At 69.6% G+C, this 14,251-nt stretch carries 11 protein-coding genes; all 11 read right to left on the bottom strand.

Going from position 1 to position 14,251, the window contains the following annotated elements; all coding sequences use genetic code 11:
• Window positions 1-25 precede the first annotated feature (25 nt).
• The 11 genes from B3K53_RS06845 to B3K53_RS06795 all read right to left on the bottom strand — a co-directional run bounded on the left by B3K53_RS06845 (window position 26) and on the right by B3K53_RS06795 (window position 14,251).
• On the bottom strand, window positions 26-2,938 hold the full coding sequence (locus tag B3K53_RS06845) for a bifunctional [glutamine synthetase] adenylyltransferase/[glutamine synthetase]-adenylyl-L-tyrosine phosphorylase (RefSeq protein ID WP_292083415.1): 2,913 nt from the start codon (window positions 2,936-2,938) through the stop codon (window positions 26-28).
• Window positions 2,938-4,344: a sensor histidine kinase gene (locus B3K53_RS06840; protein ID WP_292083414.1), complete on the bottom strand. Its 1,407-nt coding sequence runs from the start codon at window positions 4,342-4,344 to the stop codon at window positions 2,938-2,940. Before B3K53_RS06840 ends, B3K53_RS06845 begins: the two co-directional genes overlap by 1 nt.
• 260 nt (window positions 4,345-4,604) lie before the next feature.
• On the bottom strand, window positions 4,605-5,276 hold the full coding sequence (locus B3K53_RS06835) for a response regulator transcription factor (protein ID WP_248117903.1): 672 nt from the start codon (window positions 5,274-5,276) through the stop codon (window positions 4,605-4,607).
• A 66-nt stretch (window positions 5,277-5,342) separates the two neighbouring features.
• Window positions 5,343-6,905, bottom strand: coding sequence for a trypsin-like peptidase domain-containing protein (locus B3K53_RS06830; protein ID WP_292083413.1), 1,563 nt, complete (start codon window positions 6,903-6,905; stop codon window positions 5,343-5,345).
• Window positions 6,906-7,041: 136 nt separating this feature from the next.
• Entirely contained in the window at window positions 7,042-7,533 is a 492-nt protein-coding gene (locus B3K53_RS06825) for a cytochrome c-type biogenesis protein (protein WP_292083412.1), read from the bottom strand.
• Window positions 7,530-9,518, bottom strand: a complete 1,989-nt coding sequence (locus B3K53_RS06820) for a heme lyase CcmF/NrfE family subunit (RefSeq protein ID WP_292083411.1) — start codon at window positions 9,516-9,518, stop codon at window positions 7,530-7,532. Before B3K53_RS06820 ends, B3K53_RS06825 begins: the two co-directional genes overlap by 4 nt.
• The gene (ccmE, locus tag B3K53_RS06815; protein ID WP_292083410.1) at window positions 9,515-10,006 is read right to left on the bottom strand and encodes a cytochrome c maturation protein CcmE; all 492 of its coding nucleotides are present in this window, start codon (window positions 10,004-10,006) and stop codon (window positions 9,515-9,517) included. Before ccmE ends, B3K53_RS06820 begins: the two co-directional genes overlap by 4 nt.
• Before the next feature lie 33 nt (window positions 10,007-10,039).
• A complete protein-coding gene (ccmI, locus tag B3K53_RS06810) occupies window positions 10,040-10,855 on the bottom strand; it encodes a c-type cytochrome biogenesis protein CcmI (protein WP_292083409.1) in 816 nt (271 codons plus the stop codon).
• Window positions 10,856-10,873: 18 nt separating this feature from the next.
• On the bottom strand, window positions 10,874-12,238 hold the full coding sequence (locus tag B3K53_RS06805; RefSeq protein ID WP_292083408.1) for a hypothetical protein: 1,365 nt from the start codon (window positions 12,236-12,238) through the stop codon (window positions 10,874-10,876).
• A 97-nt stretch (window positions 12,239-12,335) separates the two neighbouring features.
• Entirely contained in the window at window positions 12,336-13,646 is a 1,311-nt protein-coding gene (locus tag B3K53_RS06800) for a hypothetical protein (RefSeq protein WP_292083407.1), read from the bottom strand.
• A 227-nt stretch (window positions 13,647-13,873) separates the two neighbouring features.
• Window positions 13,874-14,251: a hypothetical protein gene (locus tag B3K53_RS06795; protein WP_292083406.1), complete on the bottom strand. Its 378-nt coding sequence runs from the start codon at window positions 14,249-14,251 to the stop codon at window positions 13,874-13,876.

The raw sequence follows: 14,251 nt of genomic DNA, 5'->3' as shown, positions 1-14,251 counted from the left end.
GTCGAGAAATAGAACGCCGCCCGGATCAGTTTCCGTCGCGACCGCCGTCCAGCCCGCTCGGCAGCGCCGCCTCGAACGCGTTTCGCGCCCGCAGCCGCAACTCAACCAACTGCGCCTTCAGAGTCTCGAAGTCGGACGCCCCCGCCGCTTCCGCCAGCCGCTGCTGGAAGCCCGCCGGCTCGGCGTCCGGGTCGCCACGCCCGTCGAAGGCGCAGGCCATCAACTGCCCCAGTTGCTGGTGCGTGCGCCAGGTCTCGGCCAGAACCGCATCGTCCTTCAGCGCCTCCAGCGTCGAGACCGTCAGCGGTTCGCCCGCCGCCGCCGCGCAGAGCTGGCGGTACTGGGCGACGAACTCGGCATCGACCTGCGCCCCCGCCGACAGCTTCAGATCCCAGAACCCCTTGGGTCGCCGTTCGCGGTCCATCAGATCACGCATGGCCCGCACGTCCCGCGCCACGTCCACACCGGGACGCGGCCGCCGCAGCGCCGCCTCCAGCGTCGCCTCGACCCGCGCGCCGAACGCCGCGTCGCTGGCCCAGACCAGCCGCCCGCGCGTCAGGGCCATGAACTCCCAGGTCTCGGCCTCCTCGGCGTAATAGGCCTCCAACGCCTCTAGCCGCACCGACACCGGTCCCTTGGACCCCGTCGGCCGCAGGCGCATGTCCACCTCATAGAGCCCGCCCTCGGCGGTGTGGGCCGACAGGGCGGCGATGAACCTCTGCGTGAACCGCCCGTAGAAGAGGTCCGCGCTCCATCCCCTGCCCGCCGAGACCGCCTCGGGCGGCGCGGCATAAACAGTCATCAGGTCCAGGTCCGACCCCGCCGTCATCTCGCGCGATCCGGCCTTGCCGAGCGCCACCACGGCGACCGCGCCCTCCAAGGCCCCGCCCATCCGCTCGGCCTCGGTTAGAGCCGCCGGGGCCAGCCCCTGCATGCAGGCGTCGGCCAGGGAGGTATTGGTCAGCCCCGCCTGTTCGGCCGTGGTCCGCCCCGTGATGATGTGCATGCCGATGCGGAAGGCCTGCTCGCGGTGCAGGCGGCGCACGGCGTTCATGGCGCTCTCGAAATCCCCCGCCTCACGCGCCTCGCGCACCACCTGATCGGCCACGCCGGTATCCGTGCCCAGAGCCGTCATGAAGCGCGCGTCCAGCACCCCGTCCAGCGCCTGCGGCTGACGACCCAGAGCCCGCGCCAGTCTGGGGGCGAAGGCCATGACCCCGACCACCAGATCGAACAGCTTCGGCTGGTTCAGGAACAGGGCCTGCACCTGCACCCCCGCGCTCAGACCCGAGAAGAAGACCGCGAAGCGGCGGAAGGCCGCATCGGGCGCCCCCGTCCTGGCCACGGCGGTCAGCAGTTGCGGGGCCAGCCGCGTGAACAGCTCGCGCCCCCGCGCCGTCCGCGTCGCCGGGATACGGCCGTGGTGCCAACTGCGGATCGTGTCGGACACCGTCGCGGGCTCGGAAAAGCCCATCCGCTTCAGGGTCTCCAGCGTGCCGGGGTCATTCTCGACCCCGGTGAAGACCAGACTGCCATAGGGTGACGACAGTTCCTCGCCCCCCTCGAACAGCTCGCCATAGCGGTGATTGACCCCCATCAGCAGACTCTCGACCCCGGCGTCGAACAGGACGAGTTCGCCCTCGCCCGCCAAGGCCGCCACATCGGCCCGACGCTCGGGATCGACCGGCAGGACGTGGCTCTGCTCGTCGGCCAGCATCTGCACCCGATGCTCCAGCGCCCGCAGCTCATGATAGGCGGCGGCCAGTTCATCGCGCGCCTCGAGCGTCACATGGCCACGCTCGGTCAGGGCCTCCAGCGCCTCCAGCGTCCGCGAGGATCTCAGCCCCTTGTCCCGCCCGCCCAGGATCAGCTGCTGGGTCTGGACGTAGAACTCGATCTCGCGGATGCCCCCGCGCCCCAGCTTCAGATTGGCGCCCGCCGCCTCCAACCCCTCGCCGGTCTTGTGGACGTGGATCTGTTTCTTGATCGACTGGATGTCCAGCACGGCCTGATAATCCAGGCTGCGGCGCCAGATGTAGGGAACCAGAGCCTTCAGGAAGGCCGCTCCCTCCTCTGCATCTCCGGCGCAGACCCGCGCCTTGATGAAGGCCGCCCGCTCCCAGTTCTGACCGACGGATTCATAGTAGGCCAAGGCCATGGGCGCCGCGACCACCGGCGGTGTCGAGGACGGATCGGGCCGCAGCCGCAGGTCCACGCGGAAGACATAGCCGTCCGCCGTCCGCTCGGTCAGAAAGGTCGTCAGACCTTGGGCCAGACGATTGACGAAGCCCTGCGCCTCCACGCCGTCGGCCAGCGCCCCTTCCAGCACCTCGGGCTCGAAGAAGAGCGACAGGTCGATGTCCGAGGAATAGTTCAGCTCGAACGCCCCGCCCTTGCCCATGGCCAGGACGAAGAGGCCGGGCACAGGCCCGCGCGGGTCATCCGCCGCCGAGATCAGCTTGCCGCGCCGCCTCTGGTCATAAGCCACGCAGCGCAGCGCCGCCTGCGCCGCCGCATCGGCGAAGCGCGACAGGGCGCCCGTCACCGCATCCAGATCCCAGACCCCGCCGAGGTCGGACAGGGCCGTCAGCAGATGCAGCTCGGCCTTCAGATGCCGCAGCGGCGCCCTGGCCTCGTCCGCCGGGCCGTCGATGGCGCCAGTCGCCGCCAGGATCTCGGCCAGCCGCGTCTCGGGCGCCGTCTCGAGGATTTGTCGCAGCCGTTCGGGCCAGCGCCGCGCAAGCCCCGCCAGATAGGGCGAGGCCGCGAACACCGGCTCCAGCGCCGCCCAGGCTCCGTCCAGCGTCGCGCGCCAGACGCCCTGATCCGCCGCCTCGACCAGCCGCTCGTGGATGCGCCCCGCCGCCTCGGCGTCGCGCACCGGCCCGCACGGCTTCAGCCTCGGTCCCAGCATTCCGCCTTTCTGGGCCTCGTTCATCAGGCCGCCGTCTCGCTCGCCGGGGGCAGGACCAGGGCCACGCGCAGGCCCGGCCCCTGTCCGCCATAGGCCCCCGGCCCTTCATCCAGTTGCACCCGGCCGCCGTGGGCCTCGGCCACCGCCGTCACCAGCGACAGACCCAGACCCGAGCCCGGCTCGGTGCGGCTGTTGTCCAGCCGCACGAAGCGCTGCAGCACCCGCTCGCGATCCTCGTCCGGCACGCCCGGCCCGGTGTCGGTGACCGAAAACTCGATCTCGCCGGACGACCGCCGCCGGGCGCGGAACTTCACCGCCCCGCCCTCGGGCGTGTATTTGATGGCGTTGTCGATGATGTTGGCCAGGGCCTGGGCCAGGAAGGGCTGGTTGCCCTCGATCATCAGCCCCTTCTCGATCTCGGCCGAGAATTCCAGCCCCTTGTCCTCGCCGGAGGGCTCATAGAGCTCGGCCATGTCGATGGCCAGTTCGGCGGCGTCGAACACCTTGGGATCGGGCGCCCCGCCCGCCTGCAGCCGGGCGATGGCCAGAACCGTGTTGAAGGTCTTCAGCAGCAGGTCCGCCTCGTCCAGGGCGACGCTCAGGGCGTCGACGCCCGACACCTTGCCCGCCTCGGCGTCGATCAGCGCCACCTCCAGCTTGGCCCGCATCCGGGTCAGGGGCGAGCGCAGGTCGTGGGCGATGGCGTCCCCGGCGTGGCGGATCGAGGCCATCGAGGCCTCCAGCCGGTCCAGCATGGTGTTCAGCCCCTGGCCCAGTTCGTCCAGCTCGTCGCCGGAATGGGTGACGGGCGCGCGCACCTTCAGATCGCCGTCCTGCACCGCCGCCACCACCCGGTTCAGCCCGCCCATCGACTTCTCGACCCGGCGGCTGATCACCAGACCGCCGCCGACGCCCAGCACCAGAACCATGATCATGGCCCCCCACAGGGCCTGGGTCAGACGCGCCAGATAGGCCTCGATGTCGCCCACGTCCTCGCCGACGAACAGGTGCTCGCCGCCCGACAGGGCCGTATCGATGCCGATGGACTGCCGTTTGCGCACCCGCCCGTCCTCATCCGTGTCGGTCAGGCGGAAGGTCTCCCAGTGGCCGGTCGAAACGCCCTCGGGCACGTCGGTGATGTTGGCGGTGACGATCTTTCCGGCCGCGTCCTTCAGGACATAGAGGTAGGGACCGCCGCGAATGGCGCGCTCGACCAGGGCCTGGTTCAGCGCGTCCTTGCCCCGCGTGCGATAGACGGCGGTCAGGGCGTCGACCTCGGCCTTGACGCTGGCCTCGGCCCGCGCCCGCGCCTCCGACGCCGAGGCGATGTAGACATAGGCCAGCACCGCGCTGGCCGTGGCCACGAACAGCGCCAGAAACAGCAGCGTCAGCCGGAACGGCGTCCGCCGAAAGAGCGAGGGCAGTTTCATGCTCCTTCTCCCTCCCCTTCATGGGGAGGGTGGTCGCGCCCCCCTGATCCTCCCCCGTTTACGGGGGAGGGGGACCGCAAAGCGGTGGAGGGGGCGGCCACAACCGCGTCCTTTGCCCTCTTTGCGCCGTCCATGCTTCAAATCCCAAGCGGGGCGTTCGCAGTCGCCCCCTCCACCACGCTTCGCGCGGTCCCCCTCCCCCGCTGCGCAGGGGAGGATCAAAAGCTACCTTCCCCAACCGTGGAGGGAGAAAGTCTGGCCTACGCCTCCAGCCGATACCCCGCGCCGCGCACGGTCTGCAGCATGGCCTTGTCGAAGCCCTTGTCGATCTTGGAGCGCAGGCGGCTGATGTGGACGTCGATGACGTTGGTCTGAGGGTCGAAGTGGTATTCCCAGACCTTCTCCAGCAGCATGGTGCGCGTCACCGACTGACCGGCGTGGCGCATCAGGAACTCCAAAAGCTGGAACTCGCGCGGCTGCAGATCGATCTCGGTCGTGCCGCGATGGACGGTGCGGCCGATCAGGTTCATCTCCAGGTCGCCGACCTTGAGCACGGTCTGCACCCCGCCCGTCTCGCGACGGCGCGCCAGGGCCTCGACCCGCGCGATCAGCTCGGCGAAGGCGTAGGGCTTGACCAGGTAATCGTCGGCGCCGGCCTTCAGACCCGTCACCCGATCCTCGACTTCGCCGAGCGCCGACAGGAACAGGACCGGCGTCTGATCGCCGCCCTTGCGCACCGTCTCGACCATGCCGACGCCGTCCAGACGCGGCATCATGCGGTCCACGACATAGACGTCGTAGCCGCCCTTCTGCGATTCCAGCAGACCGAAGGCGCCGTCCACGGCGTGCGTCACCTCATGCCCGGCCTCGCTCAGGCCGCGCACCATCGCGGTCGCCGCTTCAGCGTCGTCCTCGACCACCAGAATACGCATGGACCCCTCCCAAAATAGATTCGGCGGCGATGTTAGCGCATCGCCGCCGATCCTGTGAGTTACGCCTTATTCAGACTTGGCGAAGGGCAGCGGCACGACGCTGGTGCCCTGCGGCGTGCGGACGAACAACAGGACGCTGGGACGCCCCGCCTGCTTGGCGGCTTCCACCACCGCCCGCAGGTCCGCCGCCGAACTGACCGTCTGGGTGTTTGCGCGCGTGATGACGAAGCCCGGCTGGAAGCCAAGGCGAGCCGCCGACGAGCCTTGCGCCACATTCGTCACCACCAGACCCGAGACGCTCTCGGGAATGCTGTAGCGCGACCGCGCGGCCGCAGTCAGCGGCGTCAGGCCTAGGCCTTCCACCGTTTCGCTTGCGCTCGGCTTTGCGGCCCCAGGGGCAGCGCCGCCCTCTTCTGCCGCCGCGAGTTCATCTTCAGAGGGCCGGACGCCCGCACGGACGTTCAGCGTCTGACGGCGACCGTCGCGGATCACCTCAAGACGAATAGTATCGCCCGGCTTGGCCGCGCCGACGCGACGGGTCGCCTCGACGCTATTGGCGACCGCCTCGCCGTTCACGCTCACAAGCAGGTCGCCAATCTGCGCGCCTGCTCGCGAAGCTGGCGCGCCCTCGGTGACAGTTTCCACCAGCGCGCCCTTAAAGTTCCTGGGCTGCCCCAGAGCCTCCCAGCCATCTTCGCTGAGGGTGCGAAGGCCAAGGCCGACGAAGCCCCGTTCGATTTTTTCGCCACGCATCAGACGGTCGGTGACGCTCTTGGCCGTGGCCGCCGGAATAGCGAAGCCTATGCCGACCGAACCGCCCGTCGGCGAGAAGATCGCCGTATTGACGCCGATCACCCGGCCATAGATGTCAAAGGTCGGACCGCCCGAGTTGCCCCGGTTGATGGCGGCGTCGATTTGCAAATACTCGTTGTAGCCGGCCGGATCGATGTCGCGCGACATCGCCGAAACGATGCCCGCCGTGGCCGAGCCGCCCAGACCGAACGGGTTGCCCACGGCGATGACCCAGTCGCCGACGCGCGGAGCCGCCGTTTCCTCGAAGCTGACGAACGGGAAGGCTTCGCCGTCGACCTTGATGACCGCCAGATCCGTTCCCTCGTCGCGACCGACCAGACGCCCCTTCAGCTCGCGCCCGTCACTCAGCTTGACGTTGATCTCGATCGCGTCCGCCACGACGTGGTTGTTGGTGACGATGAAGCCGTCGGCCGAAATGAAGAAGCCCGATCCGGCGCCTTGGGCCGTGGTCGAATTGTCCTCTTCACTGTCTTCATCCGAACCGCCGCCGCGCGGCTGACCGGGGATGGGCACGGCGCCGAAGCCGGGGATCTGCAGGAACCCGCCGCCATTGGGGCGCTGCACCCGCGTCTTGACGTCGATCTGCACCACGGCGGGCGCAACCTGCTGGAAGATGTCGGCGAAGCTGAGCGGCGCGCCCTGCGGCGGCGCGAAGGCCAGACCCGCGGCCCCGGCCGAGGGGACCAGCCGTCCCGCCTGTGCGGCGGCGGGCGCGGCGTGGGCGCCCGGCCAGCTGATGACCCCGCCCGCCGTCGCGGCGGCGGCGAAGGTCAGGCCGACCGCGGCCCCCAGAATGAACTCCTTGCGCTTCAGCATCGTCGTCCTTGCAGTCCTGAAAGGCGGAGCTCCAGAAGCTCCGTTCGCCCATGAATATAGGGCGTTACGGCCCAAGCCAATGCACGCCCTCGCGATGGTTGTTCCCGATCCGCGTTCGCCGTGAGGCGCGCTTGCGTCAGGATCGCGGCGAAAGGCTCTCGCTTTCGTCAGGTTCGGCGGTCAGGTCCGCCAGCGCCTGTTCTTCCTCCGCCGTCAGAGGCTGAACCTCGACCCGGCGACGGCGCGAACGCCAGACGAAGACCGCTCCCGCGCCCAGCACCAGGGCGAAAGGCCCGAACCACAAAAGCCAGGTCCCCGCCCGCACCGGCGGCTGGAACAGGATGTAGTCGCCGTAGCGCCGCACCAGATCGGCGCGCACCGCCTGATCGCTCTTGCCCGCCGCGATTTCCTCGCGGACCAGACGGCGCATGTCGGCGGCGATGCCCGCCGGGCTGTCGGCGATGGACTCGTGCTGACAGACGACGCAGCGGATGTCGGTGAACAGAGCCCGCGCCCGCGCCTCCTGCGCCGCATCCGGCAAGGGACGATCCGGCGCCGGGGGCGGTTCGGCCAAGGCCGCGCCCGCCATCAGGCTCAAGGCCCCGACCAGAGAAGCCAGCCGCCTCACGCCTTCACCTCCGAGGTCTTCTTGCGTGATCCGGCGCCGACCCGCAGCCGCCGGTCCAGCAGGGACAGCACCCCGCCCAGGGCCATGATGGCCGGGCCGAGGAAGATCAGCCGCGCCCAGGGATTGTAATAGACCCGCACCGTCCAGGCCTGCTCGTTGGTCTCGGTCGCCGCCCGCTCGCCCATGACCACATAGACGTCGTCCAGCCCGCGGAAGTCGAGGCCCACCTCGGTCGTCGTCTGCCCGCCCGCCGGGAAGAAGCGGCGCTCGGCGGTGACGACACGCTCGACCGCCTTTCCTTCGACCGGCATGACCGTCAGCCGCCCCTGCTCGGCCAGATAGTTCGGCCCCTCGATCACCTCGACCGCGTCCAGACGCACCCGCCACGGCCCCGACGACACCACGCCGCCCAGCGGAACCGCCGTCGCCGCCTCGGCCTTGAAGCTGGTCTCGACCACAGCCCCCAGGATGAAGACGCCCAGCCCCGCGTGGGCCAGGGTCATGCCCCAGGCCCCCAGCGGCAGGCCCCTGGCCCGGCGCAAGGTCTCGGCCAGCGGCGCGCGAAACGCCTTGGTCCGCACGCCCAGCTCAGCCAGCGCCCCGAAAATCAGCCAGGCCCCGACGCCCAGCCCCGCCGCCGCCAGCGCCTTCTTCGGTTCGAACAGCAGGAAGGCCGCAAAGGCCGCCACGACCGCCAGACCCGCCGCCAGCCACAGCCGCTGCAAGGCCCCCGTCAGATCGCCGCGCTTCCACGCCAGCAGAGGCCCGGCGGGCAGGATCAGACAGGCCACCACCAGCAGCGGAACAAAGGTCGCGTTGAAATAGGGCGGCCCCACCGAAATGGTCGCCCCCGAAATCCCCTCCAGGATCAGCGGATAGAGGGTCCCCAGCAGCACCGTCGCCGCCGCCGTCGTCAGGAAGAGGTTGTTCAGCACCAGGGCGCCTTCGCGGCTGATCGGAGCGAAGGCCGCGCCCGAGCGGATGGCCGGCGCCCGCAGGGCGAACAGGATGAAGGCCGCGCCCGCCGCCACGCCGAGAATGGCCAGCAGCACCATGCCCCGCTGCGGATCCACAGCAAAGGCGTGAACCGAGGTCAGCACGCCCGAGCGCACCAGGAAGGCCCCCAGCATGGAGAAGGTGAAGGCCAGGATGGCGAGGAAGACTGTCCACCCCGCCAGCGCCCCGCGTCGCTCGGTGACGATAGCAGAGTGCAACAGGGCCGCCCCCGCCAGCCACGGCATGAAGCTGGCGTTCTCGACCGGGTCCCAGAACCACCAGCCGCCCCAGCCCAGTTCGTAATAGGCCCAGAAGGAGCCTAGCAGGATGCCGACCGTCAGAAAGGCCCAGGACGCCAGCGCCCACGGCCGCACCCATCGCCCCCAGGCCGGATCGACCCGCTTCTCGATCAGGGCGGCGACCGCCAGCGAGAAGCAGACCGAAAAGCCCACATAGCCCGCGTAGAGCAGGGGCGGATGGACGGCCAGCGCCGGGTCTTGCAACAGCGGGTTCAGCGACGCCCCCTGCACCGGGGCCGGGTCCAGCCGCGCAAACGGGTTGGACGTGAAGACGGCGAAGGCCAGGAACATCGTCGACAGCGCGCCCTGCACCGCCACGCTCGAGGTCTTCAGCCCGAACGGCAGACCCCGCGCCAACGCCAGGGCCCCGCCGAAGCCGGTCATGACCAGGCACCACAGCACCAGCGAGCCTTCGTGGCTGCCCCAGGCGGCGGCCACCTTGTAAAGCATCGGCTTGTCTGTGTGGCTATTCAGAGCAACATTCGACACCGAAAAATCAGACACCGCGAAGGCGTAGATCAGGGCGGCGAAGGCCAGCAATGTCGCCCCCGCCGAGGCGATCAATGCCCCGCCCCCGGCCCCCGCCAGCACCGGGCTCAGCCTCAAACGCCCGGCTGTCGCCAGCGCCGTCGTCAGCCCGGCCAGAACCAGCGCCAGGATCAGCGCAAACGCCCCCAGTTCGACGATCACAGGCTGCGGCTCGTGGTTGCGGGCGGCGCTTCGCCCGTTTCAGGCCGCCACTCGCCCTTTTCCTTCAGGCGGTCGGCGACTTCGCGCGGCATATAGGTCTCGTCGTGCTTGGCCAACACCTGACTGGCCTCAAACACGCGGTCGGGACGGAACGATCCCTGCGCCACTATGCCCTGCCCCTCGCGGAACAGGTCGGGCAGGTCGCCGTGATAGCTGACCTTGCTGCGTCCCGCGTTGTCGGTGACGACAAAGACCACCGTCCCGTCCGCGCCCTTGACCACGCTGCCGGCCTCGACCAGCCCGCCCAGACGGATCACCCGCCCGACCGGCGCCGCTTCTTCGGTCACTTCGGACGGCGAGAAGAAGTAGGTGACGTTGTCCTTCATGGCCCACAGCGACAGGCCGACCGCCAGGGCCAGCACCGGCGCCGCCGCAGCCACGATCCAGAGACGCCGCCGCGCCTTGGGCGATTTGGGAAGCCAGCTCATCTCAGGACATCACAAAAGGGTTGCGGCGCGGGCTCATCCAGCCCCGCCCAGTCTTTGTTGCAGCTCGGCCCGGCGCGGATCGTTCGGCTCCAGCGCCGCGATCAGCGGTCCCCAGACCGCCGCCGCCCCGGCCTTGTCGCCGCGCTTCAGCGCCGCCTCGCCGAGGAAGTAGCGCGCCCCGAGCTGGTTCGGATCCCGCTTCAGCGCCTCGCGGAAGGCCGCCTCGGCGTCGCCGCCGACCGCGCCCTCGTTGGCCCGCACCAGGCTCTCGCCCAGCCGCGCCCAGCTCTGGGCGTCGTCCGGCTGGATCGCCAGCGCCCGGCGGAAGGCCGAGGCCGCGCCGATGGGGTCGCCCGCCTCGAACCGGGCCGCGCCCAGCATGGTCAGGGCGCGATGATCGTCGGGGCGGTCCTTGACGATGCGGCCGATCACCGCCGCCGCCTGGGCCGGCTCCAGGGTCTCGGGCGAAGAGGCCCAGTCGCGCACCCGCGTCTCATAGGCCTGATCCGCCATGCCCGGCGCGCCCAGCCCCAGATAAAGCGCCAGCGACGCCGCCGCCGTCAGTCCAATGCCCCCCAGAACCCACAGACGGTCCCTGGCGCCCACGACCGGCGCCCGCGCATCGCGGCGCGCCGCCAGCAGCCGCCGGCCGGCCTCGGCCCGCGCGGCGGTCCAGCCCGCCTCGTCCAGCAGACCGCGCGTTTTCAACCGATCCAGCTCGGCCAGCTCGCGTCCCGCGGCGTCACGATCGACCAGGCCTTCCGCGTCCGCCCCGCGTCGCGCGCCGGCCAGCACCAGAAGCCCGGCCATCGCCGCGGCCAGTCCCGTCATGATCCAGAAGATCGTCATGCCCGCCGCTCTAGCGGATCAGGCGCGCCGACGCGAGGCTCCCGAGGTCGCAGCCTCGACCGCCACGCTGGGCGGTGCCCCGGCCACCGTCAGCCGCCGCCGCACCGTGCGCTGCGCCTCCCTGGCCCCGATCAGACCCAGCAGCTCAGCAGTCAGGGCGATCCGCTTGCGCGCCACCCCCTCATCCGTCGCCTCGCCGTCGTTCAGCCGCTCCAGCGCCTCGTCGGCCCAGGTCGCCAGCCGTCCGGTCAGACCTTCCGCCGTCTGGCGTCGCTCCGCCTCGCAGCCGAACACCGTGGCCGGGCCGCGCACCAGGCCGATGACCGCCGCCAGAGCCTTGGCCCGATCCGCCGTCGCCGCATCGACCGCCTCGTCCAGACGCGGCGCCGGACGCGTCATGCGCCCCGCCATGGCCGCGCGCTCGACCGGCAGCACCTTGCCCGTCGCCTTCTCGGCCGCGCTGAACAGTTCGGACAAACGCAGGGCGATCTTCAGCCGCGCCTGCCGCACCGCCTTGCCCCAGGCGCTGTCCGCCCGCAGCGACAGGGTCATGTCGATCTCCGACAGGGTCTCGGCGCACCAGTCCAGATCGGCCTTCAGCAGGGCCGCGTCCGCCCCCGGCGCCGTAGGATCAAAGGCCGCCGCCTCGGCCGCGCGATGCGCCAGCGCCGTCACCACCCGATCGACGAAGACCGCCAGCTCGCTTTCGCTCAGCAGGGTTTCGCGCCCGGCCGTCGGCGTCGCCTGGGCCACGACCCGCAACATCATGCGGGCGTCCGGCATGTGGGCGAACAGCATCTCCATCAGCCGTCCCGCCCCGTCCGGCGCGATCGAGCCCGCCTGCCGCAACGCCAGCTTCAACTCGGCGACCGCCTCCGGCCCCGGCCGTCCCAGCCAGGTCTCAAGATAGTCCAGGGACCGGCGCGCCAGGGCCGCCAGATCAAAACAGGAAGACAGTTCCGCCAGCTGCGCCGCGCTGGCGCCGGGCCACAGCGCCTCGCCCTGATCGCGCACCGCCGAGGCCGCGCTCAGGCACAGGCGATCGGCCACCATGCGCGACAGCTCGTCGTCGCGGTCCAGTTGCGGCAGCAGTTCCGGCTCGTTGCGCGTGGCCAGCCGCCACAGCCGCCCCGGCACGCTTGCGGGAAAGCTTAGGCCCTCCAGCCCGTCCTCGCGGCGCCGGAACAACGGCCTCAGCGGCGCAAAGGCCGTATCCCGCCGTCGCCGGTCCAGCACCTCGGCCTCGACCATGTCGCGCAGCGCCCACGCCCGATCCCCCGTCATCGCCGCCGCCAGCGCTTCCAGCTGGGACAGCAGATGATCCGGGCAAGCGGCGATCAGCTGGGCCAGGGCGGCCCTTTGCGCGGCCGACAGGTCCGCCATGCATTCTCCTCGGGCCGAACCGAATCCCGGCCACGGGGGTCAGGGTGCGCCCTTCGGGTTAACAGGGGATTGGGAGCCGCCTGTCCTCACGCTGAACTCACGGACGTCGCGTGATCGTCCAGTCGCCGTCGCGCGGCCCGGGCGTCAGACGCCACTCCGGCTTGAGCGTCAGGGTCCAGCCCTCGCCCCTCAACCCGTCCTGCGTCGGGGTCGCCCCTGCATGTGCCACGGTCAGCCGCGACCAGTCCGTCGACAGCAGCCCGTCCTTCTCGACCGTCAGCACGCCCCAGTCGGCGGCGGCGCGAATGACGCCGTAGACGGTGCCCTCGGGCGGCAGGGGCGTCACCTTGTTGGGATCAAAGCTGAAGCTCGCCCCGGCGACAGGCGCGACCAGCACCGGGCCGTCCACCAGTCCGGCCCTCAGGCTCGCGACGCGGGCCGCCTGCTCCAGCGCCCGCGCCGCCTCCTCGGCCTGAACCGTCGTCGCCCCATAGGCCGCCCCGCGCGCCGCGAACGTCGCATCCCCGGCGGCGATCTGCAGACCCAGCGCCTGCGCCAGGAGTTGCGGCAGCCCCTCGCGCCGGTCCCATGACGCTCTCCAGTCCGGCGCCGCCGCGTCCAGCAGCAGGCCGTAGGCCGGCCCGGTGTAATAGGCGAAGGATCGCGCATAGGCGCGGACCCGGTCTCCCCGGCCCAAATGCTCGGCCAGATGCGGGATCATGGCCTCGTCGCGCGACAGAAGGCGGCCGGTGTATTCGGCCAGTCCCTCATGCCGCTCCATGGCGTCCTCGGCGGCCTGCGCGTCGGGGAAACGGGCCTGTCGCCAGGCGCGGAAGGTCAGGGCGTCCTCCACCGCGACGCGGCGCGCGGCCGGGTCGCTTGCCGCCAGCGCCGCCGCCAGCGCCCGCAGTTCCAGACGCAGCGAGACCCGCCCCGCCTCCGTCGCCAGCTGCGGCTGGTCGGCGTTCGTCGCCTTCAAGCCGATCTGATCCTGAATCCGGTGCCAGGCCTCATGCATCAGCAGGATGGACCGCCCCGGCTCATCCTTCGGCAAGGGCGCGACCAGCATGGTCCAGACCCGGCCGTTCCAGCGCACGGCGGTGTTGGCGATGGGCACGGCGTCCGGCAATTGGCCCCGGAAGACCTCGCCCTCGCGTTCCAGCGCCGCATCGACCCCGTCCATGTTGGCGATGACCTGTCGCGTCGCCGGATCGGCGATCAGCACAGGCCCGCACAGGCTGACGCCCCAGGCCCGCCCGCCGTCTGCCTCGCACAGGACCCGCGCCTGCTCGAACGCCGCCATGGCCGGGACGACGTCCGGCCGCTCCCCGGCGGCCGCGCCCGTCGCCGAAAACAACAGCAAGGCCGCTGCCAGCCCGAACCGCCCGCAAATAAAACGCGACGTCATAGCCTTCCCTCATTCCCCACGCCGCCTCACGGCCCGCAGCGAATATGGCCAAGCTTCAAGCGACTATATTAGGGCGGCGGGCACAGCGCCGCCCTCGTCGTCCGGCAGAGCGGCCTATGGTCTGCTTTCGACCCGTTGCGGACGTCATGAAAGACTTCTGAACTGCCTAATTTAGCCAATCCAAAGGGCGTGGCGGCACAAAAATCAAACACCACCCCTTAATAAGATCAAATAATTTTATCCTCATTATTTGGCTTTGTCGACAATTCGCACACCCCCCATACGGCTGGAGGAACAACAAGCAAACAACATACTATGATATATAGCATTATCAGCTTGTCCTCACCCTCAGGTAAAAGCTGGGAAAACATAATTGCCGCCACAGCTGGACCAAAGAAAATTATAAGCCACGACGCGCTCTTCCCTCTTTGGCGAAGTCTTTCATCTGCCAAATATATTGCATATAAAAAAGTAAATATCCCCGCTATAAATGCAACAGCGTTAAATAGATAATTTTCTTCTTTGATCAAAATACAAAATATTGCAGACAGTATTGAAGCCACACAAACCCACAACACAATATCGCTCGATGGCTGCTTTTTCAT

This window comes from Brevundimonas sp. UBA7506, from assembly GCF_002479495.1.
GTDB lineage: Bacteria > Pseudomonadota > Alphaproteobacteria > Caulobacterales > Caulobacteraceae > Brevundimonas.
The sequence above is the reverse complement of the archived record's forward strand: the minus strand, read 5'-3'. Positions and strand labels throughout refer to the sequence as shown.